The organism is Vibrio sp. SCP2 (genome assembly GCF_059295395.1).
Window position 1 is genome coordinate 416,006 of sequence record NZ_JCAFVV010000002.1, and the last position, 26,057, is coordinate 442,062.

Here is a 26,057-nt window from a genome sequence, read left to right on the forward strand (position 1 = left end):
GCTTGGATATGCGCTTGGCTGTGTTTTGGCAGTAGCTACGTACACGCACAGTATAAAATGCACTTCTTCTGTCCAGATTTTCCACCCTATACCACGGTTGATAGCTCAGGCAGTCATACTGGGATTGGGCTTAATAAAATGAAGTCGATATTGGACTCAGTCGGCGTAGACTACACCATTGAAATTAACTCTAATCACGGGCGTGCATTGGCTGAGCTAAAAACTGGGCGCTCAGATGGTTTCTTTATGGCATCTCAGAACGATGAGCGCGACAAATATGCGGTTTTCTCTGAGTCAGTGATGACCAATCGTTGGGTCTGGATTGTATTGGCCAATCATCAAGAAGAGTTTTCCTCTCACCCCAAGTCAGGGTATACAGTCGCGAGCTTACTAAACACCAATACCAATCGTTGGCTAGCGAAAACGGGTTTCAACTTAGCACATCCGGCCGAGAGCATTACATCGTTAATTAGTATGTTAGATAAGCAAGAAGTGAACGCTGTATTGGTGGCGGAAGAAGTCTACAATCACAGGTTCAAAAACAACCCCAGATACAAAGTTATCTTACAGGAAGAGAAAGAGTTTGGTGTTTACATCTCCAAGTCATTTCTTAACCGTCATCCCCAGTTCATGGAAAAGCTCAATAAAGCCATACAAGCTAGTCAAACTAAGCGGTGATAAGTTGTTGAGAGAAAACCAAAAGCCAGAGCAAGGTGCTCTGGCTTTGGTTTATCTAGAGATAACGCTTAAAGAGTCAGAAGGTAGTTCACCAACTGATTGTACTCTTCATAAGAACGAATCTGATCCGCTTTGACGATGTACTTGTTGTTCACGACAACCCCCGGAACACCAGTAAGTGTGCTGTTTGCGAATTGCTTGTCGAATCCGCGTTGCATAGAGTTGACCACAAAGCTGTTGTAAGTCGCATCAAACTTCTCTGCATCAATGCCGTTATCAATAAAGATTTGGCGTAATGCTTGCTCATCTTTAGGTGCATTTCGTAGTTCGTGGATCTGCTTGAACATAGCCGGGACCATAGTTTCTTCTGCATCTAAAGCAACCATGGTGGCGTAAGACTTCGCCATCGGCACTGCCATGTTTGCGCCCATAAAGGCAACGTGAACTTTTTCCAGCTTGGCATTGTCAGGCAATGAGGCTTTTAGGTTCTCAACCACAGGTTCAAACTTGTAGCAGTGAGGGCAGTAAAATGAGAAAAACTCAGTCACCTTCGGTGTTGCCGATTTATTTGTATCTAATACCTTGTAGTGTGTTCCTTCTTCAAACTGCGCAGCCTGTACCGACAAGGCAAAAATCAAAGAAGAGAAAAGAGTAAATAGCTTTTTCATCGCTTATTCCTATATAAATTCCGATTATCAAATAGCGTTAATACTCCCAATGTGAGCAACACAATGAGAGGTGTACTTAAAGTTAGGAGTTAAGCAATAGGAGGACGAAACAGAGTACGAGAGCGGGTGATGGCTTTACCAATCGCTTCTAAACCTAATGGCGCGAGGATAGGTAGGGAGATTTGTTCAGTAGATATGGATTGGCTGTTGGTCAGTTTCAGTAGACAACTTGAGCCACAGCAGTGATGGGCAGATGCTTCACTGTAGTCTTGTAACTTCGGGCATTCAATTGGGCTTAGTTGGTACTGATTCTCGCTACTTAGTCGTTGCGGTGAGATCGGCTCGAAAATTTGCTCACTGGCTTGCACGCTCAACGCTGCACTACTGATCAGCAGCAGGCAGGTTACGGCAAAAACAGAGAGTATCGAACGACTAAATAACAACTGAGCAATCCATGGCATTGAAGTAACAACAGCTTAACGGAATTTATCATTGAGATAAATGTTTTGTTATCACTGCGAGATTCTTATGGCTAACCTTTATCTGTGCTTTAAATAGAGATAGAGCGGTAAGCCAAACGAAACACCGGCAGTCAAGGTCCCGATAATCGCGACAAAGCGTCCTTTCACTTGGTTTTGTTTTCCATCGACAAGAATAAAGCCGATCAAGGCCGCCGCAGCAACAACCACGTCAAGCCATGCCATGATGCTAATTGGATTAGCTAAGGCCTGCTCAAACAAAAGTGGCAGGTTTAAGCCATTAGTGAAAAGCCAAGGCAGAAAAGCCGCGTATGGAGCGGCAATCCCCAATACAGTGAGTACAAGATAAAATCGAGACATTGTGAACCTTCCTATAAAATCAATGACAGAGCAATTGCTGACATGATGATCCCAACCAAGAACTCAAGCACTTTCCAAGCTTTTGGTTTTTTAAATAGTGGGGCTAAAAATCGAGCGCCAAAGCCCAAGGAAAAGAAAAAGACAAACGATGCTGTGATTGCGCCATAAGCAAATAGACTCTGATTGGGTTGATATTGAGTTGATATCGAACCGAGTAAAACTACAGTATCTAGGTAGACATGTGGATTTAGCCAAGTGAAGGCCAAACAGATAGAAACGGCTTTGAACAGCGAGGTGTCACTACCGTTACTTGCACTCATCCCATGGTGAGAGGTAAATGCGGATTTAAAGCTAAGAAAAGCGTAAACGGCAAGAAAAATCGCCCCTCCCAAACGGGTGACACTCTCTATCTGCGGGTACTGTTTAACAATCGCGCCAAATCCTGCCACACCAAAACTGATTAAAATAGCATCTGAAATCGCGCATACTGCACATATGACAAACACGTGCTGATTTCTAAGCCCTTGTTTCAACACAAAAGCGTTTTGCGAGCCAATGGCTAAGATAAGTGATAAACCTAGTGAGAAGCCTGCTAGATAAGTAGACATTTTCGTTCTGTTCGTCCTTTAGCGAAGAAAAATTATGACATTGTGGGTTAGGCTAATGCGTTGGAGCCTTCTGGCACTATGACAGGTAAGTCGGTACAGCCAAAGTCACAGCCAAGTTGTGCCAGTATTGCGGTAAGTTGACCGCGATGGTGAGTTTGGTGGTTGAAGATATGTTGGCAAAACTCACCGACATTACGCTTCATTTCTCCCCCTTCGGTGGTGATATAAACCACCGTTTTTGAACAAGTCTCGGTAGTAAAACCCTTCGTCATGTCGATGTAAATCTGGTCAACGAGCGAGCGAAGCGCTTTCAATTCTTCGATGTTTGTTACAAAGGTATCGTCTACGGCTTTCGCAATGGGCAGCGATTCAACTTGCTGTGGAGTCAATCGATGGATTTGATTGGTGACCAAACGTTGCAGCATGATTAAGTCACCAAATAAAATATGGTTCCAATGTGCCATCACGGATGGAAAAAAGGAGTGAGTCTCTTGGTTAAGCTGCTGTGGGCTAAGCTGCTCACAAATGCCAAGTAACTGTTGGTTCATACGCTGGTTGTAGAGCGCCAGCATTCTATAATTTGCAGATAAATCCATTTGTCTCTTTCCTTGCTCAAATCCAGTGACGTAAACCAATCCTTTGGTCTACTATTTTTTGTTTTTTATTGGGCTTGATTGCGGCTCTTTAGCAACGGTTTGGGGGATGAAATACCGATCAAGTTACCCAACAGCATCAAGGCTGCGCCAAGCACCAGACTAATCTCGAAGGGTTCAGAGTAAAGTAAAACGCCGACTAAGGCGATCATTGGCAAGCGTAAAAAGTCCATAGTGACAACAAATGAGACTTCAGCACACTGCATTGCTTTGGTCATGCAATAATGGGCCGACAAGGAGGTAAATCCAATCACCAACAGCCACAGCCATTCAATGCCCTGGGGGGTGTGCCAATTAACAATACTGAAGGAAAAACCAATAGGTAGTTGGATTGCACACATAAAGAACAGAATGGTAAGCGGGTGTTCGCTACTTGCCAAAGACTTGGTTGAGGAGTGAGCGACGGCGTAGCAAAATGCCGCTGCAAGTACGATGAAAGCGGCGGGCGAAACAATATCAAAGCCAGGTTTTACGATAACCAACACACCACAAAAGCCCAGTAAAGCAGCGCAAAGTTTGTTGCGGGTTAGACGCTCACCCAAAAAGAGGCACGCGATCAGCAGAGTCCACAAAGGAACGGTAAACTCCAAAGCGAACACTTCGGCAAGTGGCAACAAGCCAATACCTAGAAACCAGCCGTATTGCCCCGCAAAGTGAAACAGATTTCGGCCCAAATGCAGCTTGAAACGTCCGGTCCGCAATAGGCCGCGTCTCTTAACTCCCAAAATCACAACACTGACGATTATTAGTGCAATGACAGTGCGAAAGAAGAGTATTTGAAAGGTGTCTAGCTGCTGACTAAGTTCTCTCGCTCCAATGGCCATCAAGCAAAATGAAACGATAGTGCCAAACATCCATGTGATTGCGCTAAAACTCACCAGGATACGCTTCCTCCTAAAGCAAAAATCGATACCAAAAAGGGAGCAAAAGCTCCCTTCAATCTCAAAGAAACGGAAGTTTAACCTTTTCTTTGTGCTGCTTTGCGATCAAGTTTTTCCTGTCGACGTTGAGCAATGGTCTGTTTCGCATCACCACCGACGTGAACTTCGCCGCGTTCTATGGCTAATTTAACTTGCTTTTCGCGTTCACGGAAGCGTGATTTCTGCTCATCCGTATGCTTGTCTGCACACTTTGGACAACTAACACCTTCTTCATATTGCGCTGAATTGATGTCTTCTTCTGTGATAGGTAAGCGGCAAGCTTTACACATTTCATAACCGCTTTTTTCAAGCTGATGATTAACCGCAACGCGATTGTCAAACACGTAGCAGTCGCCTTGCCATAAGCTCTCTTCTTCTGGCACTTCCTCTAGATATTTGAGAATACCACCCTCAAGGTGATAAACATCATCAAAGCCTTGCTGTTTCATATAAGCGGTGGATTTTTCGCAGCGAATACCGCCAGTACAGAACATTGCGACCTTTTTATGCTTGCTTGGGTCCATGTTCTTAGCAACGTACTCAGGAAACTCTCGAAATGTGTCTGTCTGAGGGTTGACCGCGTTTTGGAAAGTGCCAATTTCAATTTCGTAGTCATTACGTGTATCGACGACAAACACTTCAGGATCAGAAATCAGTTCATTCCAATCTTGAGGCTTAACGTAAGTACCAACAACATGGCGTGGGTCGATACCTTCTACGCCTAAAGTTACGATCTCTTTCTTGAGCTTAACTTTGCTGCGATTAAATGGCTGTTTAGTATCGAAAGACTCTTTATAGACGATGTCAGCTAAGCGTTCGTCTTGTTTAAACCATGCAAGAAGCTCATCGATACCTTCTCTGCTCGATGCGACTGTCCCGTTGATGCCCTCGCTCGCAAGCAATAAAGTACCGCGGATACGATGCTTATCCATAAGAGCAATCAAAGGTTTTTGAAGTTCGGTATAGTTTTCAAGCTGCACAAATTTATAGAGCGCGCACACTACGTAATCAGTCATATCTTGCCTTAGTTTCACTTTCTCAATCTTGAGTTTGCGCTGAGTATAGCGAAGAGTGAGTGCTACAAATACCGACAGAAGATAGGGTTAAGCTTTGAGCTGAAATTCGCTGGTGAGTAAAGGGTTCGTTTATAGATGGCTTCACATAGAAAAAGCCCTCCAATCTAGGAGGGCTACGTGAAAAGCGTCTTACTGATTCACTAAAGTTAAACCACTTGGCAAAGCATCACCAAACACGCGCTTAGATTCGCTTTCTGATAGCGCTTTCACCTCTTCTACCAAGCTAACCCAAGATTCTGGCACCTTGCTTTGTTTTAGCTTCGCAAGAACTTGGTTTCTAAAATCATCAGAAATATCAAACAGACGATCGCCTGTTTTTCGACAGATCATGACCGCGGCAAAAGCAATCATGGGTTCTTTCTGCCAGTTTTGTTCCAGCAACTTAGGTAGCCATTGTTCTGCTTGTTCTCGAGGGATCACGCTGTGCTGACTGCCATACAGTGGAGTACGTGAAGCAAGCCTACCTAACGCCCACCAATGCGCTTGTTCGAACTGGTTATGGTTGATGGCTTTACTTAAGCACCAAGAAGCGAGCAGCACCTTATCTTCCACTTCAAGGTGCTCTAGTGAAGCGGCAAGTCTAACCATGGATTCATAACCCATGTCTTGAGCCGCTTTGGCTGACTGAGGGTTCTTCATCGTCCCTGGGTGCAAATATTTAGCAATATCGGCGAGGATAGTCTCTTGCTGTTCTTGACTTAGACCTCCGGCAATTCGACGCCAGAATACCCACCAGTCAGTCCAACCTTGATGGTTTTTAAACTGAATTCCCTGTTGATAAAGCCCCCATACTTGCTCTATACGCCAAGAATCAGTAGCATCGCCAAAACCCGGACGCAGTGAGAATCCCGCTAAACGTAGCCAGTTTTTTTCATGTGGTTCAGAGCGGCGGCGACGCTTTCGTCCGAGTGCAAATGCATCAAACAGCTGACGTAAAGTGGTGAAGTCCCATTCATCACGCTTGCCAAGTTTTCGCTCTAGCTCTTTAGCTAGGGTTTTGATTTCTTTAGAATCCGCGCTTTTCTTGTTGCCACTGTAGATACGAGATATCAGCTCTTTACATTCGGGTAGGCGAGGGTGAAGGCTCTCTTCAACTTGATCTTCTGCTTGTTGGTTACGAACTTCAAATTCTAGTTCCCAACGTTTGGTGTCATCTTCGACATGGACACACTCCATTTTCAGCGTGCCGACTTCGGTTAGCTGACAGGCGAGCTGAACTTCAACACGCTCTTTCTGGTTGGCTTGCAGTGCAATACCTTCACCTTCCAATGTTGAGATGTAAGGTGGCAGCGGCGCGAATAGGTCTGGGTCAATATCAACCATGACGCCGTTTTGAATCGCGGTGTTGTTAGAAAGCGTGTCGTGTGTCGTCGTTAGAAGATTAAAACGAACAGGTTCGCCCAAAGTTAACGAGAAGCGGCGACCGCTTAGTCTAATTTCGTGTCCTTCCTCGGTACCTTTTGATAGTAGGCAGAGTGCTTTGCCCATTTTGTTCTTTTCTTGTAGGTGTAAGAAATAAGAACGTGCTGCACCACCACCGATTTTAAGTTGTGCACCGCGGCGAGCTTTACTAAAGGCAACAGCGCCAAGTGCAACTGACCAATCCGGATGTGGGTTATCGAGCACAGTGACATCGTCACCGCGCCAGTTGCCAAGCAATTGAGTAACACGCTGAGTGACGAGGTCACTATTGAACACACCGCCATTGAGCAGTATACCAACAGGGATAGCAGGCTTGTTGGTATCGTCTTGATTGAGCGCTGCCATTGAAACTTGCTGATGCTGGCTCAAAAACTCTGCGACGTGTTTACTGACCGCAGGATCAGCCACGTACGGCAGACCGAACTCAACGACGGCACTACGTCTTTTATCTGGCGTGTCTGTAAAATCAGACAATGGGAAGAATCCATCGAGAGCAATTTGATGAACTTCTTGCTTTGAAAGACCGATACTCTTCGTCCCGCCTAGCAATTTAGAACCGCTGCCGAGCATAGTGATCTTCACTTCTTCAGGTGCATCGGCCGAGAGTAAGTTTTCTTTTGCTTTTCGCGTTTGCTGAATCAGCTTAGTTAAGCTGGCTGCGTTGAGCTTTTTACTTTGATTGAAGCGCTGCTCAGTCAGATGCGCTAAAGCAAGATCGAGGTTATCACCACCTAGCATTAAGTGATCACCAACACCAATGCGATCCAAAGAGAGCTCACCTTGAGCAAACTTAGCTTCAATCAAACTTAAATCGGTTGTACCACCACCGACATCACATACAAGGATTAATGGTAGGTCTTTTAGCTCTTCTGCTGCACTTTGCTGGTGGCGCGCATACCAGTCGTAGCAAACCGCTTGAGGCTCTTCGAGAAGCACAATTTTGTTTAACCCTGCGAGCTGCGCGGCTTCAAGGGTAAGTTTGCGTGCCGTTTCGTCGAATGAAGCAGGGACTGTTACCACCACTTCTTGGTCTTCAAGCTTATTGCTTGGATTGCGATAGTTCCAAGCAAGTCGAATGTGGTTTAAGTAGCTTGCGCTGGCGATAACAGGCGAGACTTTATCGACATCGGCTGCGCCAGCCCAAGGTAATATGTCAGAGCTTCGATCTACGGCTTGGTGTGAGAGCCAGCTTTTAGCACTAGAAACTTGGCGACCTTCCACTTTGGCGCCGAGCTCTCGTGCCCATTCGCCAACAATCACTTGGCTAATGTCACCAGCGACGGGTTGATTGTCCCACGGCAGTGTTAAGTCGGATGGGGAGACTTGGCCAGCAGCAGGGTGATAACGGAAAGAGGGCAGCAATGGCTTGCGGATGACTTCACCCGGGCCAATTAACTGGTCTATTTCAAATAGGGAAACGGCAGAGTTTTGTAGGTCATCGGTGATTTCACAGAATGCGACAACCGTGTTGGTTGTACCTAAATCAATACCGACTAAGAATCGAGGAGATGCCATAGATAACCTTATTTGCGGACAACTTAAAACAACGGCACCCAGAGGTGCCGTTAATCGTTATGCTTGTTCTGAGTTCGAGTTTGCGTCTTCACGGACATCAAACTCAACATGCCATTTCTGCCCATTGTCAGCAGCGATAGCTTCAAGATACAAAGTACCGAGTTCAGTGACGCGTGATGCAAGAGTCACCGGAACCACTTCACCTTCACGGCGTCCTTCAGAGACAGGCAGCGTAACTTGAATCTCAGGCAGTTCTTCTAGCTCTTCAGGAGCCCAATGGTCTAGGTGAGTACCAGCGATGTCGTCACGACGAACCGTAGAACCAAAGAATTGGAAGTTAACCGGCTGACCAATGATAAGTCCAAACTCTTGGCTTGGAACATCAGCGCTAGAGCCTTCTTCCATACCAAATGGAGCCACACACAGCGCCTCCATCGGTGGTGCCATACCTGGAATGGCGGGCATAGCACTCTCAATACCTACGTAGTAGCTAGACGCGATACCACCGCGAATTCGAACGCCTTGTCCTCGTCGAACGCTGCCGTAGTATGAAGCACCGCTCGCTACTGCAAGATCTAGGTCAACGCCTGTTAAGCGCTTCGCCATTTCGCTATCTGCGTCAATCAACCATTCGTTGAGTGTTTCTTCAAGACGATTAGCAAGCAGGGTTGACTTCAGTACACCACCGTTAAATAAAATCGCCGTCGGCTTGATGAAATCAGAAGATTGAGCTGTTTCTCCACCCGGCATGCCTGGCATATTGGCAAATGGGTTGTACTCTTGCTCTGCTTCAGAACCAGAAAGCGCGTTGGCTTGTTTGGTTAAAAATGCGGCGATATGACGGGTAATCCCCGCGTCTTGTGCATATGGCAGACCCATTTGAGTCAGTGCGCCACGGTTACGCTGAACAGGATGCTCGCTAACAGCAACTTTCGGGAAGAATCCATCCACGAGAGTTTGTTGAACTTCTTGCTGAGTAAGCTCTGTTTTAAGCGTTGCACCTAGCAGCTTAGAGCCACGGCTCGGTACCACGATAGGCACCGATTGAAGCTCGCTATCGTTTAGTAGGGCTTCTTTAGCATCACGACATGCATGAGTCATTGCCTGAACTTGCCATGGCTGAAGCTCTTTGCCTTCTTGAGCAAGCTTCATCTTAAGGCGATAAGCCAACGCAAGATCCATATTGTCGCCACCCAATAGGATATGTTCACCGACAGCAATACGATTCAACGTTAGGTTGCCTTCTTCCTCTGTCACCTCGACAAGAGAAAGGTCGGTAGTACCGCCACCGATATCAACAACAAGAACAATATCGCCAACAGAGACTTCATCGCGCCATTTGTCGTTGCTGTTATCAATCCAGTTGTAGAGTGCAGCTTGTGGCTCTTCAAGTAGCGTTAGGTGCACAAAGCCGACATTACGCGCAGCTTCTGCAGTCAGATCGCGTGCTGCTGGGTCAAACGATGCAGGAACAGTGATGGTTACATCTTGCTCGGCAAGCGGATTGTTTGGATTTGAATGATCCCAAGCTTGTTTTAGGTGCTCTAAGTAAAGCTCAGTGGCACGCAGTGGTGACACCTTCTCGACTTCTTCAGGACTACCTGCCGGTAGAAACGCATCTCGTCGGTTGACGCCACCGTGACAAAGCCAAGATTTCGCACTGGCAATAAGACGAATTGGTGTTTTAGCGCCCAAATTACGCGCGATAGCACCAACAAGAGCCGTTGGCTCTGATGACCAAGGCAAAACACGTGACGCTGGGTTCATTTCGTGTTCGTGCGGTTGGTATAAAAATGAACCGAGCTGGCTGCGGTTTTCTACTGTACCCGGTGCCGTTAATTGAGGAATAGACATTACCTCAACGCGAGCATCTTCAATGCTAGTATCGACATAAGACAGCACGCAGTGTGTGGTCCCTAAGTCGATACCGACGCTAAATCTTGGTGGGTTAGATTCTGAGTTTTGCGCTTGGTTATTCTGGTGTTCCATTACAGCTCAACCTCTGCTGGAGCAATAACAGACGCATCATAGTTCTCTGCAAGTTTTGGTAGATTCATCGAGCTTGCTTTCCAACCTTTGTGAACTAGGGTGCCGTTAAACGGTGCATTACCTGTTACGTTACCCGTTAGGCGAACTTGTTGTGGGTTGAAGCCTTCTTCAATGGTGATGCGAGTTTCTTCGTCTTCGTTACGAATATGCTCAAGCGTTACGTAGTCACTTAGTACCTTTTGACCACCTGTGTGTATAACGCGAGCCGCTGCGCCTACTTCTTCGTCAGAAAATGATGTTAGGTCTTCTTGCAAGAAATCGATTAGACGTGCTTCTTGCTGCATAATTGATAGCAGTTGCATTGCTGAATCGGTAGAGGTAGTTGCCAGTTTTGATTCAACTTCAACCACTTTTTCGATGACTTTTTCTACTTCGACCACTTTTTCTACTTCAACGATCTTTTCGACGGGCTTTTCTACTTCAACGATTTTCTCGACTGGTTTTTCAACCACTTTCTCAATGACTTTTGATTTGCGAGAAGTCGCAATTAGTAGAAGTAATACACTTGAAGCAGCAAGACCTGCGTGAAGCATATCGAACGTTTGAGGGATCATTTGTAAATCGAACGTCATGACAATTCTCTTAATGTTTTAGTGTAAGAAGAGATGAAGTGAATCTCTACTTTGGCTCAGGAGACGGTTTGAGCCTATTTGTTCTGATAAATTGGGGCAGATAGTACCATAATCAAGTCGCCATTCTGCTACAAAAAGCGTTTTAATCCGGTGTTATAAAGCTTAAGTGATGGGTTTTTACGCAATTATTCACTCAAAAAGAGGCATACTGCACGGAACGTGAATAGTTTCATATGTAATCGACAATCACGCTTTATGTAACTAAATGGATAACGCTAGAATGTCGCGGTTATTTTATCGCGTCGATTCCTAAATATGCTTTATGCAACAGTTGATTAAAAAGAAGTATTTATATTCGTTCTTAGTGTTTATTTTCACCTTGCTGGTGACCTTATATGCTGTCTATTTTGTCTATCAATCCCAGTTTAAATACACGGTTTCCTTGGTAGATAAACTTGCAGAACAACAAGCAGAGAACCTTCAGCAAGTCGTGGAGAGTGATTTACAGTTCATAGGCGCTGGGGCTAATTTCTTCCATGCTACCCAGCCAGAGGATTGGCATCGGTTTCCAGTTTTTGCCGATCAAATCGTTTCTTCCTCCCAAACGCTAATCGCGCTGCAATGGATGCCGCGCATCGAACACAATCAAGTCGCAGCCCATATTCAAAAGGTTAAGCGAACCTATCCGTTTTATGAGATTTACACAGTACCTAAAGACGGACCAAAAACGCTCGGTTACATCATGCCTAATGATGAGCCCATCTACCCAGCTTCAGATGTGTACCCCCGAAATCAGGCAAACTTCAATGCGCTCGGTTATTACTCGTCGCGGCTTCGTTTTCAACTGGTGCTTGATGGGATGCGCGAAACTGGCCAGCCGAGTGTTTCTGACAAGATTCGTTTGCTGCAAGATGGCTTTGATAGAAGTTTAGCAAAAACAGGATTACTGGTTTATCACCCAGTGTTTAGCGCGGAAAATGCGAAAGAGCTTGTTGGTGTGGTGATCGGTGTTATCCGTTCAACCAAGTATTTTGAGTCAATCGTGGTTCGCACGGCGACGGAACAAGACTTGTTGGTCAAAGTAACCGATATGGGCTTCGATGCCGAAGACGATCCGATCTTATATGAAAGTAATAACTGGGATGTGACCAACGGGATTGAGATTACTAAACGTGTTGTTCTACCTAATCGTGAGTGGATCGTTGATTTCAAGCTCGACAGGAAGGTGACGGACAATGACCGTTTTGTGTTGATTGGCATTTTTATGGCCGGGATTGTTATCGCCTGCCTATCGAGTTACATCGTACTGCTATTAATCCGTGACAAAGAGCATCTTGAAGTGTTGCTTGATGAGCGTACTGAAGAGCTCCAGTTCTTAGTTGATCACGATACGCTAACCGGAATATACAACCGCCGTGCGTTCAGTCGTTATTTGACCGATAAAGTCAGCAGGCAAGAGTCTTTTGCGCTAGTGGGATTTGACGTGGATAAGTTTAAGCTGATTAATGACCATCACGGACACGTAGCGGGAGATGAAATGCTCTGTCATGTCGCGAGGGTTGTTCAGAGCCACCTAGAGCCCAGTGATGTCTTTGTTCGTATGGGGGGCGATGAGTTTTGTATCATCTCTCATATCACCGATCGCTATGAGCTGTTTAACTACCTAGACAGAATTGGCCGCGCAGTAGCAAGTTCAAAGTATGAGTTCGATGGAAGAATGATTCAATGTTCACTCAGTATTGGCGCTGCGATTCGTCGCCTAGAGAACGAAGAAGATATTATGCAAGCGTCAGATGCTCAGCTCTACAAAAGTAAGCAGGCAGGTCGAAACTGCGTTTCAATTGCAGAATAACTCGCCAGTCAGTGTGCTGATATTCGAGTTTTCACGTATTCTATTGTAGAATTTTGCGCTTTCAGATTATTTTGAACAAAGGCGAACCATGAACCATAACCGTGTTGTTTGTTTCGATCTAGAAATGTGCTGTTGGAATGAAGACGGTGTCGGTACCACTGGCGAAATCATTGAAGTAGGGCTTGCAGAGATTGACCTTGTAAAAGGTGAGATCGTTAAGCGGGCACAGTACTACGTAAAACCCGAGAAAGATGAAGTCTCGCTGTTTTGTTCTCAGTTGACAGGAATCACGCCACGTAAGATTGAAAAGCAGGGACGTCCACTAGAGGAAGTCCTGAAATCTATGGTGAAAAACTTTGGTGGCACAAACAAAATATACGCGGCTTGGGGTCGAGATGATCTGGTCCTAAAGCAAGAGTGTTTAGATAAAGGCATTGATACCCCATTCAATGAGTTTATCAACTTGGCGACCTTATTCCGAATTCAAAACCGTCTTAAAGACAAACGAATCGGCCATAAAGCAGCGCAAGAGAGCAAAGGTATCGAGTGGGAAGGACGACAGCACTCTGGTTATGTTGATGCCTATAACCTTGCCAAACTTGCCCTGACCATGCTCTAGCGCTCAATTTGCTTATCCAAGGCAAGGCCCGATGAATAAACACTGGGCCTTGCGATTAAGGTCGAATATCTTCAAAACTCACTTGCTGTATTTTCTCGCCAGATAGGCTAGTCACTTTTTTAACTTCACCTCGATAGTAATAAGGTGCGAAGGCTAATGTGCTATTTTTAGGCCTTGCGTAATAGAGCTGCGCCGCTTGGCGACTACTCTGCTGGGCGAACAAATAGCCGATCAGAGCATGTTCAAATTGATGGTAGCCATTACCCCAGTGAAACGCTTTGGTACTTTTAGGGTCGAGCCCAACACCACCATATTTATGATCAACCCAAGCGTCATGGTATGTAGGTAAGGTAAACTCAAGGACGTCGTTCATTGAGCTATCAACCATAGAGACTGTCATTGCAGCTTGGTCAAGCTCTGCCCATTCCCATGATGAACAAGCATCGGTATACGGTCGGCTTCGCCATGCGATGATATCTTCTCCCTGCCAATGAGCTGTGAGCGGTCCGTCGAAAAGGTAAGCAACAGGGCTGAAATTACGTGTGTTTTTGGCTTGTTGTAAAGTCTGCTTCATACCATTGAAACCAAAGTCCTTCCATTGGGTATTGCCAAGAGTTTGCCCTGTTAGATAAGTCATCCAGTACGCTTTGATGGTATGACCGAAATCATTGTGTTTGGCGTCGGCCATCATGACGGCTTTATGATGAATAGCACCATAGAAGCGTTGCTCTTGTTCAGAATGATAATGACGTATTAATACCTGAGTGAGCCAAGATAGATCTGCCAACCATTTTGACTTTGCGGGTTCAGGGAGTAGGGGAGCGACTAACAGTAAATAGCCGTTGATTTGGTCAAGCTGAGCGACTAACTCTCGTTGACGTGCACTCTCTCCGTCACCATCCTCTAGTACCCAAGCCAGACCTTGATCATCCGCTAGTCGATATTTATCAAAGATAAAGGCTTGCTGTTCAATCAGCACACGCTCAACATTTTTGTCTTGAGTTAGGTAGTAATACATTGCAAGGCCGACTAAAGCATAGGCTTGGTCTTGGGATGTGCGTTGTTTCCAGTTTAATCCCGGGATACCTTGTTTGGTGAAGCTTATGAATCCACCATTTTCTTTATCTTGTAGATGGTTAATTAAGTAGTAAGCCCCTTGCTTAGCGAGCTTTAATGCTTTTGGGTCGCCACTCATGTGAAACAAAACGCCATAAGCATAAGTTTGCCGTGATTTCATCCGCGTGTAGTCACGATCGAAGTTTGGGCGAATCCAACCTCTGTCTAGTTCAGGGCAAACATTATTGACGTCAAGGAGAGCGCCGTCATCGCAGCGAAATGTTGGAAAATTACCTACTGGCTCTCCTTGCGCAGTTTGCATCATCCAATATGGCGCTAAGCCAAACGTGGCGTGATTGATCCAATCTTGTCCAGAAGGTAAATGGGTGTTAGCGTAAGAATTAAAGGCAAGCGCGGTAAGTAAAAGCGCTGATTTGTGTGGCTTCATGTTTAATCAGTATCATATTGAATTTGCTCCAATATAAACAAACACGATTACGCATTGTGCCAACACAATCACAGAGTTCCTTGTCGATTTAAATTGCCGGACTAATACGCACAAAAACACTTTGTTTCAGAGAGTTAAGTTTCTTTATTGTTGTCAGTATCGTCAAGGACAGTTAATTTGGCACGTATAAACTCGCTGTGGTCGACATAGAGCAATTCTGCTGTTTTCCGTATGACGGAGTCCTCAAGTGGGTCAATCTCGCCATCGGCATTCGCGACTTCCCACATTGCTTTTATGAGGGCGAAACGGGTTTCTTGGCTCAGCTCTCGAAGCTGGGAGGTGAAGTCGTAGAGAGAAGCCGAGTCTTTACTGCGTATTTCAGCACGGCTCAATAGAGTTTTAGCCGCTGTTTCATCTAAATCGAGTAAACGCGTTAACAGGTGACGTTTTGCTTCAACTTCAACCTGCTCTATTTGATGGTCGGCACCGGCGACTTCACAAAGCAGACATGCGATAGCAAGATTAACATCAGGCTGGGTGTTATGGCCTAAATCGTGACCTTCAAGTAACTGTTTGAAAAGCGAGGTGATTGAATTGAGCATATTAAAAACCTTTGCGATAACACTATTTTTATAAATAGTGCTTATCTGAGAACATCTCAAGGGTCTTTACAAAAACCTTACTTTTCTTTTATTGGCGGGAAGTCCCATTCCACTCCATCTCCGGTGAGAATAGAGATCCGCTTTGGTTTGCCATGGTCATCCAATTTCAGTTCGCCGACAGCACTGGTGTTGACTAAGCGACGTACGCCTTCGGTATTGGGATCGCGCTTTTTGATCTTAAGGCGCTTCCGCTTGGTCAAAAAGTTAAGTGGTGAGCGCGGAGAATAGAGCAGCCTATCCGCATGATCACAAAAGCCAAGCAGTGGTTCGGGGAACTGATTTTTAAACCCACTACAAGTAATTTGGAAAATGTTAGGACTATTGCGTCGGAACCTAAGTTTTATGTCATAGGCGAACGAGTAATGCACATCGCCTGAGAGGATCACAAAGTTGGTCGGTGTTTTGGTATGGGTGAAAATACTCAACAGCGTATTGGCACTGCCGGGATGAGCCATCCAGTTTTCAGCATCAATGAGTAATGGCTGACCAAGCATTGTCGCGCCTTTTTGCAAGGCTTCGATAAACTTAACCCCAAACATAGGGGCAGCAGAAACAATAACCACTTTATCTTGATGCATGAGTTCTTGCTGAAACTCAACCAATGCTTCCCAGTCCATTAAACCCGAAGGTTTGTTCATACGCGACTCAGAGCGCCAACGGCGAGTACGGGTATCGAGTACAACCACTTTAGGAGAACTATGAACCGTGTAGTGCCAACGCTCGAAGGTATAGAGGTATTGGATAAAGTCGTCTTGCTGTTGGCCGCCGGGTTGGCTTAAGAACCGCTCAGCGATAGCGAGAAACTCTTGATTAAAGTTATCTGGCTCGTTTCCCCAGCCTTGGCAGAGCCAATAAGCAATCAGTCCATTACCTATGATGCGGTTAGAGAACGGATTGCCGTAGGCCGCTTTCTCCCAACCTATGGTTAGGTTCCAGTCGTCCGTTACATCATGATCATCAAAAATCATATAAGTCGGGATGTGAGCAAACAGTCTTTGGACTTGAGGTAAACCCGCGACGAACTCATCGATTATCGCTTTTTCTTCGCGCCACTGTTGTTGAAATAGTGGGGAAATGGGCTTATCCGCGTGAATAAATTTCTTTTCAAGTAAGTTGTTGGTATTGAGGTAAGGCCACAGCGTAGGAGACCAGACCAACAAATACATGGCGAAGAACTCTGAAAAAGTCACTAAGTGGTTTTCTGCTTCGCGAGAACTAAAAATAGGGGTATTGCGATGTGGGAACAGTTTCGTTATCCATGTGCCATCGTCAACATAATGAGGCAGTATTTTGTCACGACCATAATAACAATCAGGGTGGGCGTACAGTTCTTGGCTCGAACCGATAGGCGCTTGCTCAAACTGCTCATCTGGCAGGCCAAGCAATTTGATGGTTTGTAAAATAGCATCAAGAGTTGGTCCAGCAACATGATCCGCATAGATCTGATCACCACTCATCATGAGCAGATCTGGGCGATCTTCTAAAGCCTGATTCGCCACCTTCTCGTTAATCTGAATCAGTGCATCTTTGCTGGGATGATGTGGGTTACGGCATGACCCGTGAAGAATATAGTCTGCTTTAGTCGATATCTTAAACGTCAGGCTCTGTTCATCGCTGTAAAGTAACTCCGGATAGAGTGAGGTCAGCGCGCCATGTTGGGTAATAAAATCATAGCTGAGCGTGACATTGGTCGGGAAGTCTCCTTTGAACTGGGCAAGCGTTAAATAACAATGTTTACCAATGGTAAGTTGTTGGCATTCGCTAAGGTCTTGCGAAAAAAGCGTCCCTAACTGCGGCTCTAATTTGAGTTCAAAATGACCACTTAGCGGTTCGCTAGTGACGAGCCAAAAAACAAGCTCTTTAGAAGTGGTTTTACGTAAGATAGGTCCGGCAATTAGGAGAGGTAAACTGCTATTCATTGACTACTCAGTTGGTGACTCAGGGAGTTCAGGGTCTTCAAGGACTTCGATGATTTCTGAACTAGAAAGTTCATGCCCCATCAAAAATAACGCCAGCATGGCATCAGCTTTGGTTTTTGTGTCAGATTGTTCTTCTATGAACTGTTCGAATCGATGACGAATCATCTCTATTTCATGTTCGACAAATCCTCTGCCTTCTTCTTCGCCTTGCGCTTCTTCAGGGGCTGTGTCGAAAGAGAGAAACATCATGTCACCGTCGAGACTAGCATCGAGCAGACGTTCAGGCAGCCAACATTCTCCAGTGACAATGTCTGGATCGGTGTTATCTGGCAAGGACTCGATTAATCTTTTTAGTTCTGAGGCTTTCACAATTTTTTGATTTAAGGGATCATATATTTATATTTTAACGACGAATGACCGAGAAACATAAGTATTAACTGTTTTAATTGGTTAGTTTTTGAGTGCTTTAGTCACGTTTGGGCAAAAAATGATAACTAGTAAACGTCTGTCAGAGTTAGCTTTTGCTGTCAGCGGCTTAATGTCAACTTCACTAAGTGCGCAAGAAAGTGCAACGTTCGGTGAACAGAATTGGGGAATAGCGGCGGTATATCGAACGGCAACCATACCTTTCGATACCCATGATGGTGACCATACCGTGAGTACATTTGTTCCCATGATGTACTTCAACAACGACTATGTTTTTGTAAACGGCCTTGAAGGCGGGGCATACCTTCATCAGAGCGAAGACGAGCAGTTTCAGCTTAATGCTCTGATGAGGCTGCGCTTTGTCGATATTCCCGCTGCGGTGCAAAATGCCAATCAGGGTGACTCAGTCGACTTTGGCGGTCAGCTTAGGTACAAACTTGATGATAAGTGGTGGCTAGACACTGAGCTGATGAGCGATAAAGATTTACGTTTTCATGCTAATTTACGCGCTTCAGCAAGATATGAATATGGCGACTGGGAACTTGAGCCACATGCAACGCTACGTTACAAAGATGCAGATTTTAACAGTGAGTATTACGCTTTTTCCGAGACAACCAAGCAAACCATTGGTGCCGGAATTGATGCTAAAGTGGGCTTAAAAGCGCGTTACCATGTGCACTCCAACCTGTACTTGCTTGGCGCGACGAGTGTGACACGACTAGACCATAGTGCATACCACTCAGATGCAGTCAAAGATAGGTACCAAGGTGAGTTCTATGTAGGTTTTGGGTTCTTTAATGATAAGACTAAAGCGCCTAAGTCTGAGCTAACCAATAAGCGATATGTTCGCTTCGCACATGGTTGGGCAACTCCATCAAACATCGGTGACATCATCACATTTAACACCGAAAAAGATCCGTACAATAACCAGATGAGTTCAGTGTTTTATGGACATCCATTAACTGATGAGCTGTTTGGTATTCCTTTAGATATCTATTTTACACCAGGCATCGTTCATCACTGGTCATCTGAGGTGCAGTCTAGCGCGACAGAATATATTGCAGCGATTAAAGCGTATTACACGTTTGATTGGCCAACCAAGTGGCGTTTTGGTGTTGCAGAAGGGATGTCGTATATCGACAGCATGACTTATGTTGAAAACGAAGAGATGAAATCCAAAGGTTACACACCAAGTCATTTGCTTAATTACTTAGATTTTTCGTTTGACGTGAATTTAGGTGATCTCATCAACAACCGAGACTTCGACAACATGTGGTTTGGCTATTCTATCCATCACCGCAGTGCAATATTTGAAAGTGCTTCCCAATATGGGCGTATCAAAGGGGGCAGTAACTACAATACCCTCTACCTTCAAATTGATTTCTAAGTCTACAAATTCGAGCGGCAGTGCAGCCGCTCTTTTATTCAATCAAACAGCGCTTGAAAGCCGTTCGTATAAGCCTTTGTTGGCTATAAATAAAGCGCTTGCAGACTCAACCAATCGCGAATTTGTGTGATACAATTCGCGCGTTTTTGATCAAGATAAGAATAGGAAACGCTTTGACTTCGTCACAGCCAGAAAACTCAAAAGCAGCGGATAGCCAAGTACAGGCTAACACTGCTGCTTCTCTTCGCAAAGCGCTGAACCAGTGCATGCTGAAAGATAGATTTCGTCTAAGCAAACGTATCTCCGGGGCAAATAAAATTAAAAAAGAAGCCTCACGTAATGCGGTGTTTGACGAGATCGCGCTTGATATTGCCAAATCTATGATGGAAGCAGAGCAGCGCACCAATTACATCCCTAAGATTGAATACCCTGAAATTCTGCCTGTTAGCCAGAAGAAGTATGACATTGCGCAAGCGATCGAGCAAAACCAAGTGGTTATCGTTGCGGGTGAAACGGGGTCAGGTAAAACGACTCAGTTACCTAAGATCTGTGCGGAGCTCGGTCGTGGCAAGTTTGGCTTGATTGGCCATACACAGCCTCGTCGTTTAGCGGCGCGTTCGGTGGCGAATCGAATTGCTGAAGAGATGGAAACTAAGCTTGGCGAGTATGTCGGCTACAAGGTCCGCTTTAACGACCAAATCTCAGAGAACACTCAAATTAAACTGATGACTGACGGTATTTTGCTGGCAGAGATCCAACACGATCGCTATCTCAATCAGTATGACACCATCATTATTGATGAAGCGCACGAACGTAGCTTAAATATCGATTTTATCTTGGGCTATTTGAAAGAACTTTTACCGCGTCGCCCCGATCTAAAAGTGATCATCACCTCAGCAACCATCGACCCAGAGCGTTTCTCGAAGCACTTTAGTAATGCACCGATTATTGAAGTATCGGGACGTACTTACCCAGTTGAAACGCGCTATCGCCCGCTGCGCGGTGAAGACGATGTCGATCGCGACCAATTAGACGGTATTTTTGAAGCGGTTGATGAGCTATGCGATGAAGGTCTGGGTGATATCCTAATCTTCATGAACGGTGAACGTGAAATTCGTGATACTGCAGATGCGCTGTCTAAACGCAATCTAAAAAGCACGGAAATTGTGCCGCTTTACGCGCGATTGTCTGCGGGTGAGCAAAACAAGATATTCCAACCCCATGCGGGTCGCCGAATTGTATTGGCAACCAACGTCGCAGAAACCTCGTTAACTGTACCGGGTATTAAGTATGTCATTGACCCAGGTACAGCGCGTATCAGCCGTTATAGTTACCGAACTAAGGTACAGCGCCTGCCGATTGAACCGGTTTCTCAAGCGAGCGCAAACCAACGTAAAGGTCGTTGTGGCCGTGTTGAAGAAGGTATCTGTATCCGACTTTACTCAGAGGATGATTACAACTCTCGCCCTGAGTTTACCGATCCAGAGATTCTGCGTACCAACCTAGCGTCGGTCATTTTGCAGATGACAGCACTCGGTTTAGGCGATATTGAAGCCTTCCCATTTGTTGAAGCGCCAGATAAACGCAACATCCAAGACGGTGTAAGACTGTTAGAAGAACTTGGTGCGATCAACGAAAAAGCCAAAGATCCGAAAAAACGCCTAACTTCAGTCGGTCGTCAATTAGCCAAGCTGCCAATTGACCCGCGCTTAGCCCGTATGGTACTTGAAGCGCCAAAATACGGTGCATTGAAGGAGCTGATGATCATCGCTTCTGCCTTGTCTATTCAAGACCCGCGTGAGCGGCCAAGCGACAAACAGCAGTCATCGGATGATAAGCATCGCCGTTTCTTCCATGAAGAGTCTGATTTCCTAACGTTTGTAAACTTGTGGGATTACGTTCAGAAACAGCAGAAAAAGCTGTCTGGTAACCAGTTCCGTAAGCAGTGTAAACAAGATTACTTGAACTACTTACGTGTGCGTGAGTGGCAAGATGTTTATTTCCAAGTCCATCAAGCGATGCGTGAAATGGACTTCAAACTGAATGATGAACCAGCTAGTTATCAAGGTGTGCATAGTGCAATTCTTGTTGGCCTGCTATCTCACATTGGTATGAAAGACGCAGAGAAGAATGAATATCAAGGCGCTCGTAATGCTCGTTTTCATATCTTCCCTGCTTCAGGCCTTTTCAAGAAGCAGCCGAAGTGGATTATGTCCGCAGAGCTGGTGGAAACCTCAAAGCTGTGGGGTAGAGTCATTGCTAAGATTCAACCGGAGTGGATTGAACCTTTAGCCAAACACCTGATTAAGCGCAGCTACAGTGAACCACATTGGTCGAAGAAGCGCTCTGCGGTTATGGCACACGAGAAAGTGATGCTTTACGGAGTGCCAATTGTGCCTAAGCGTCTGGTGAATTATGGCAGCATAGATCAGACCGTAAGCCGCGAAATCTTTATCCGTAGTGCACTAGTTGAAGGCGAATGGGAGACCAAGCACGCGTTCTTCAAGCAAAATCGCAAGTTATTGCAAGAAGTTGAAGAGCTTGAGCACAAATCTCGCCGTCGTGACATTCTTGTTGATGACGACGAGCTGTTTGACTTCTACGATCAGCGTGTCGGCACTGAAGTGGTGTCTGGCAAGCATTTTGATACATGGTGGAAAAAGGCATCTCGTGAGAATGCGGAACTGCTTAACTTTGAAAAAGAGATGCTGTTTAAGGGCGATGCGAGTCATATCACCGACCTCGATTACCCGAACTTCTGGCATCAGAGCGGACTTAAGCTCAAGCTGAGCTACCAATTTGAGCCGGGAGAAGATAACGATGGTGTGACGGTGCATCTACCGTTACCGATTTTGAATCAGGTTGAACAAGCAGGATTTGACTGGCAGATCCCAGGTTTACGCCATGAATTAGTGGTTAGCCTAATCAAATCCTTGCCGAAAACCATTCGTAAAAACTTTGTGCCAGCACCGAACTACGCCGATGCGTTCTTAGCGCGTGCGACACCAATGGAAGCGCCGCTGCTTGATTCGCTAGAGAAAGAGCTTCGCAGAATGACGGGTGTAGAAGTACTGCGTGAAGATTGGAACTTAGAGCAAGTGCCAGATCACCTGAAAGTGACTTACCGAGCCGTTGATCATCGCAACCGTAAGCTAAAAGAAAACCGTGATTTGCATGAGCTTAAAGAGAGCTTAAAAGACAAGGTGCAAGAAACCTTATCGAAAGTGGCAGACGACGACATTGAGCAGCAAGGGCTACATACATGGAGCTTCGGCGAGCTGCCAAAAGTGTATCAGCAAAAACGTGGTGGTTACGATGTGAAAGCCTACCCAGCTATTGTTGATACCAAAGACAGCGTTGAGATTAAGCTGTATGAAACTGAGCATGAACAGGTTTCAGCAATGCAAGCTGGGCAACGTAGACTGATCTTGCTTAACGTACCTTCGCCAATTAAGTATCTGCATTCTAATTTGCCGAACAAATCGAAGCTCGGTTTGTACTTCAATCCGTACGGCAAAGTGCTAGACCTTATCGATGACTGTATCGCTTGTGGTGTTGACAAGCTGATTGAAGAGAAGGGCGGATTGGTTTGGCAGCCTGAACAGTTTGAACAGCTCAAAGAGCATGTTCGCGCTGAATTAGGTGATACTGTGGTAGAAATTGCCCAGCAAGTTGAGACAATTCTGACAACGGCATTTAACATTAACAAGAAGTTAAAAGGTAAAATTGACTTTACGATGGCGTTTGCTCTGTCAGATATTAAAGCGCAAATCGAAAGTTTGATTTTCAAAGGTTTTGCGACTGAATGTGGATGGAAGCGACTGCCTGATATTTTGCGTTACATGAAGGCGATCGAGCGCCGGATGGAAAAGTTACCTATCGACCCGAATAAAGATCGCTTACACATGCTGAAAATTGAGTCAGTCACTAATGATTACAAAGAGTTACTGAACAAAATTCCAAAAGGAGTGGTCGTGCCCGACAACGTCAAAGAAGTACGTTGGATGATACAAGAGCTACGAGTGAGCTATTTTGCTCAACAGCTTGGCACTCCATACCCAGTATCGGACAAGCGTGTAAAAATGGCGATTGATGCTTGCTAGGTATGTATATTGCATAACTAATTATACAGTTCATAATTTTGACGAATACGGCAGGGACTTGCCACACTGGTTCCTGCACCTTGAAACTAGAGAAGGTTTACTATGAAAAAGACACTACTAGCGCTAGCTCTGATTGGCGCATCTGCTACAGCTTCTGCGGACTCTTGGATCTACGGTGGTGCAAGTGTAGGTCAAGCTGATCTAGCGAATGATTCATCGACTTCTTACAACGTTCACGTGGGTACAGGTATTCTGCCGCTAATTGGTCTTGAAGCGGGCTACCAGAACTTTGGTGAATTCGACAATATTACTTACGGTAACTTTACTGGCAAGCTTGAAGGTTCAGGTGTGTACTTTGCGGCAAAGCCAAGTATCGATTTCGGTCCTCTTCATGTTTATGCGAAAGCAGGCCTGCACTCCTACGAGCTAACAGGTACGAATTTTAAAGAAGACGAAATCGATATGATGTATGGCATTGGGGCTGAATACTTCGTGATGGGCCCTATCTCAATGGGCGCGAGCTACAGTGTTTTCAATATGAAAGAGAAAGACGTTAAGAACTTCTCTCTAAACGCGACTTTCCACTTCTTCTAAGCGCGAGAAGAGACATTTCAATTTCTAAGCCTGACTTCGGTCAGGCTTTTTTGTATCTGGTAACCTCTCGGGTTGCTATTTATTCATTTAACCCCAATACCTTATGATAGGTAGGCGCCTTTGTTACAAGTCGCCAATTAGGAAATAAGGTACAACTATGCAATCAACGAGTGCTCCAAATCTTGAGCAGCCTAACCCGGCTCAAGAGTTACCAAAGAAAAATTTGGGGATATTGTTAGAACTGGTCAACTTTATCAAACCTTATAAGTTGAAGGTTGCCGCTGCTTTGATTGCGTTAATTGTCACTGCCTCATTAACACTGTTGGTCGGTCAAGGAGTGAGAATCTTGATTGACCAAGGTTTTGCTCAGCAATCGGTGCAGGAGCTAGGTAGTGCGATTGGATTTATCCTTGTCGTTACCTTGCTGATCTCCATTGGTACGTTTTTCCGTTTCTATCTCGTTTCTTCGGTAGGGGAGCGAGTAAGTGCTGACATTCGGCTCGCGGTATTCAACCATATCATTACTCTTCATCCGAGCTATTTCGAGACCAATGGTAGCGGCGACATCATGTCGAGAATCACGACTGACACTACCTTGCTCCAGAGTATCATTGGCTCATCGTTTTCTATGGCGATGCGCAGTGCGCTGATGTGTATTGGCGCAGTAATCATGTTGTTTGCTACCAACATTAAACTCACGCTTATCGTTTTGGCTTCGGTGCCATTTATCCTGGTTCCTATTCTGTTTTACGGGCGACGAGTACGAGTTTTGTCTCGTCAAAGCCAAGATTCGATGGCAGATGTGGGTAGCTATGCCGGTGAGGCTATAGAGCATATTAAAACAGTGCAAAGTTACAGTCGTGAAGCGCAAGAAAAACGCTTTTTCTCCAACGAGGTAGAGCGAGCGTTTGAGATAGGGCGCAAACGTGTATTACAACGCGCGATTCTCATCTCAGGAGTGATTGTGATTGTATTTAGCGCCATCTCAGGAATGCTATGGGTTGGTGGTAGTGACGTGATTAATGGAGTTATGTCTGCGGGCGATTTAGCGGCCTTTGTTTTCTACGCGATCATGGTTGCCTCTTCACTAGCGACAATTTCCGAAGTACTCGGCGAATTGCAACGCGCAGCGGGAGCCACTGAACGCCTGATCGAAATCCTGAAAGTAGAAAGCCATATTACCGCGCCAGAATCAATAAACCAAAGCACAGATATACTGAAAGCGGAAGTCTCATTCAATGATGTGTCCTTTCACTATCCTTCACGACCTGACCAACCTGCGATGCAAGATCTTAATCTTGTGGCTGAAGAAGGAAAAATCCTTGCGCTGGTTGGGCCTTCAGGGGCAGGGAAGACAACCTTATTTGAACTTTTGCAGCGATTCTATGACCCTCAGCAGGGCAGTGTTTTGTTAGGTGACATGGATGTAAGGGATTTCGATCCGCAAGATCTAAGAAATCAGATGGCCTTGGTGCCTCAGCAACCTGCTCTGTTTAGTCATGATGTCTTCCATAACATTCGCTACGGCAACCCAGAGGCGACAGACGAACAAGTGATCGAAGCGGCTAAGAAAGCGCACGCTCACGACTTCATTATGAACTTGCCGGAAGGATATAACAGTTTCCTTGGTGAGCGCGGAGTCCGATTATCGGGTGGGCAAAAACAACGCATCGCAATTGCTAGAGCGATTTTGAAAGACCCGAATATCCTCTTACTTGATGAAGCGACCAGTGCCCTCGACAGTGAAAGCGAACATCATGTACAGCAAGCGCTTGAAGAGCTGATGCGCGGTAGAACCACGATCATCATTGCGCACAGGCTCTCTACCATTAAACATGCCGATAAAATTGCGGTTTTAGATCATGGTCGTCTAGTCGATGTTGGCGACCATCAATCACTGTTGAAGAGCTGTGAACTCTATCAGCGTCTAGTCGAATTACAGTTTAAACACCTTGAGAGCCATAGCTGACCAACAAGACAATTTGCGAACC

At 45.5% G+C, this 26,057-nt stretch carries 21 protein-coding genes; 7 read left to right on the forward strand and 14 right to left on the reverse strand.

Features of this window, described 5'->3' with window-relative positions:
* The first annotated feature begins 57 nt into the window (after nucleotides 1-57).
* The gene (locus AC5O63_RS09800) at nucleotides 58-678 is read left to right on the forward strand and encodes a substrate-binding periplasmic protein (RefSeq protein ID WP_494505006.1); all 621 of its coding nucleotides are present in this window, start codon (nucleotides 58-60) and stop codon (nucleotides 676-678) included.
* A 68-nt stretch (nucleotides 679-746) separates the two neighbouring features.
* Here AC5O63_RS09800 and AC5O63_RS09805 read toward each other — a convergent pair whose 3' ends face one another.
* The 10 genes from AC5O63_RS09805 to AC5O63_RS09850 form a co-directional block, all read right to left on the reverse strand.
* Nucleotides 747-1,346 carry a thiol:disulfide interchange protein DsbA/DsbL gene (locus AC5O63_RS09805; RefSeq protein WP_494504818.1) on the reverse strand — a complete coding sequence of 200 codons (600 nt, stop codon included), beginning with the start codon at nucleotides 1,344-1,346 and terminating at the stop codon, nucleotides 747-749.
* Nucleotides 1,347-1,435: 89 nt separating this feature from the next.
* Nucleotides 1,436-1,807: a hypothetical protein gene (locus tag AC5O63_RS09810; RefSeq protein ID WP_494504819.1), complete on the reverse strand. Its 372-nt coding sequence runs from the start codon at nucleotides 1,805-1,807 to the stop codon at nucleotides 1,436-1,438.
* 78 nt (nucleotides 1,808-1,885) lie between these two features.
* Nucleotides 1,886-2,185: a DUF2834 domain-containing protein gene (locus AC5O63_RS09815; protein WP_494504820.1), complete on the reverse strand. Its 300-nt coding sequence runs from the start codon at nucleotides 2,183-2,185 to the stop codon at nucleotides 1,886-1,888.
* Nucleotides 2,186-2,196: 11 nt separating this feature from the next.
* A complete protein-coding gene (locus AC5O63_RS09820; protein ID WP_494504821.1) occupies nucleotides 2,197-2,793 on the reverse strand; it encodes a LysE/ArgO family amino acid transporter in 597 nt (198 codons plus the stop codon).
* Nucleotides 2,794-2,840: 47 nt separating this feature from the next.
* The gene (locus AC5O63_RS09825; RefSeq protein ID WP_494504822.1) at nucleotides 2,841-3,389 is read right to left on the reverse strand and encodes a DinB family protein; all 549 of its coding nucleotides are present in this window, start codon (nucleotides 3,387-3,389) and stop codon (nucleotides 2,841-2,843) included.
* A gap of 65 nt (nucleotides 3,390-3,454) precedes the next feature.
* A complete protein-coding gene (locus AC5O63_RS09830; RefSeq protein WP_494504823.1) occupies nucleotides 3,455-4,324 on the reverse strand; it encodes a DMT family transporter in 870 nt (289 codons plus the stop codon).
* An 80-nt stretch (nucleotides 4,325-4,404) separates the two neighbouring features.
* Nucleotides 4,405-5,382, reverse strand: a complete 978-nt coding sequence (gene trhO / locus AC5O63_RS09835) for an oxygen-dependent tRNA uridine(34) hydroxylase TrhO (RefSeq protein WP_494504824.1) — start codon at nucleotides 5,380-5,382, stop codon at nucleotides 4,405-4,407.
* A 189-nt stretch (nucleotides 5,383-5,571) separates the two neighbouring features.
* A complete protein-coding gene (locus AC5O63_RS09840) occupies nucleotides 5,572-8,379 on the reverse strand; it encodes an Hsp70 family protein (RefSeq protein ID WP_494504825.1) in 2,808 nt (935 codons plus the stop codon).
* 57 nt (nucleotides 8,380-8,436) lie between these two features.
* A complete protein-coding gene (locus AC5O63_RS09845; protein WP_494504826.1) occupies nucleotides 8,437-10,368 on the reverse strand; it encodes an Hsp70 family protein in 1,932 nt (643 codons plus the stop codon).
* Entirely contained in the window at nucleotides 10,368-11,000 is a 633-nt protein-coding gene (locus tag AC5O63_RS09850; RefSeq protein ID WP_494504827.1) for a DUF2760 domain-containing protein, read from the reverse strand. Before AC5O63_RS09850 ends, AC5O63_RS09845 begins: the two co-directional genes overlap by 1 nt.
* A 322-nt stretch (nucleotides 11,001-11,322) precedes the next feature.
* Between AC5O63_RS09850 and AC5O63_RS09855 the strand changes: the two genes are divergently transcribed.
* Nucleotides 11,323-12,852, forward strand: coding sequence for a sensor domain-containing diguanylate cyclase (locus AC5O63_RS09855; protein WP_494504828.1), 1,530 nt, complete (start codon nucleotides 11,323-11,325; stop codon nucleotides 12,850-12,852).
* 88 nt (nucleotides 12,853-12,940) lie between these two features.
* The gene (locus AC5O63_RS09860) at nucleotides 12,941-13,471 is read left to right on the forward strand and encodes a 3'-5' exonuclease (RefSeq protein WP_494504829.1); all 531 of its coding nucleotides are present in this window, start codon (nucleotides 12,941-12,943) and stop codon (nucleotides 13,469-13,471) included.
* 55 nt (nucleotides 13,472-13,526) lie between these two features.
* On the opposite strand, the gene AC5O63_RS09865 is transcribed toward AC5O63_RS09860, so the two are convergent.
* The 4 genes from AC5O63_RS09865 to AC5O63_RS09880 form a co-directional block, all read right to left on the reverse strand.
* Nucleotides 13,527-14,975: an AGE family epimerase/isomerase gene (locus AC5O63_RS09865; RefSeq protein ID WP_494504830.1), complete on the reverse strand. Its 1,449-nt coding sequence runs from the start codon at nucleotides 14,973-14,975 to the stop codon at nucleotides 13,527-13,529.
* A gap of 134 nt (nucleotides 14,976-15,109) precedes the next feature.
* The gene (locus tag AC5O63_RS09870; RefSeq protein ID WP_494504831.1) at nucleotides 15,110-15,577 is read right to left on the reverse strand and encodes a tellurite resistance TerB family protein; all 468 of its coding nucleotides are present in this window, start codon (nucleotides 15,575-15,577) and stop codon (nucleotides 15,110-15,112) included.
* Nucleotides 15,578-15,654: 77 nt separating this feature from the next.
* Nucleotides 15,655-17,556 carry a metallophosphoesterase family protein gene (locus AC5O63_RS09875; protein WP_494504832.1) on the reverse strand — a complete coding sequence of 634 codons (1,902 nt, stop codon included), beginning with the start codon at nucleotides 17,554-17,556 and terminating at the stop codon, nucleotides 15,655-15,657.
* Between the two features lie 3 nt (nucleotides 17,557-17,559).
* Entirely contained in the window at nucleotides 17,560-17,925 is a 366-nt protein-coding gene (locus AC5O63_RS09880; RefSeq protein WP_494504833.1) for a VC1380 family protein, read from the reverse strand.
* Between the two features lie 118 nt (nucleotides 17,926-18,043).
* Between AC5O63_RS09880 and AC5O63_RS09885 the strand changes: the two genes are divergently transcribed.
* From AC5O63_RS09885 to AC5O63_RS09900, 4 genes are all read left to right on the forward strand, one after another.
* On the forward strand, nucleotides 18,044-19,369 hold the full coding sequence (locus tag AC5O63_RS09885; RefSeq protein WP_494504834.1) for a MipA/OmpV family protein: 1,326 nt from the start codon (nucleotides 18,044-18,046) through the stop codon (nucleotides 19,367-19,369).
* Nucleotides 19,370-19,635: 266 nt separating this feature from the next.
* Nucleotides 19,636-23,472 carry an ATP-dependent RNA helicase HrpA gene (gene hrpA, locus AC5O63_RS09890; protein WP_494505007.1) on the forward strand — a complete coding sequence of 1,279 codons (3,837 nt, stop codon included), beginning with the start codon at nucleotides 19,636-19,638 and terminating at the stop codon, nucleotides 23,470-23,472.
* A gap of 102 nt (nucleotides 23,473-23,574) precedes the next feature.
* A complete protein-coding gene (locus AC5O63_RS09895) occupies nucleotides 23,575-24,066 on the forward strand; it encodes an outer membrane beta-barrel protein (protein ID WP_494504835.1) in 492 nt (163 codons plus the stop codon).
* Between the two features lie 157 nt (nucleotides 24,067-24,223).
* Nucleotides 24,224-26,035 carry an ABC transporter ATP-binding protein/permease gene (locus AC5O63_RS09900; RefSeq protein ID WP_494504836.1) on the forward strand — a complete coding sequence of 604 codons (1,812 nt, stop codon included), beginning with the start codon at nucleotides 24,224-24,226 and terminating at the stop codon, nucleotides 26,033-26,035.
* Nucleotides 26,036-26,057: the final 22 nt, after the last annotated feature.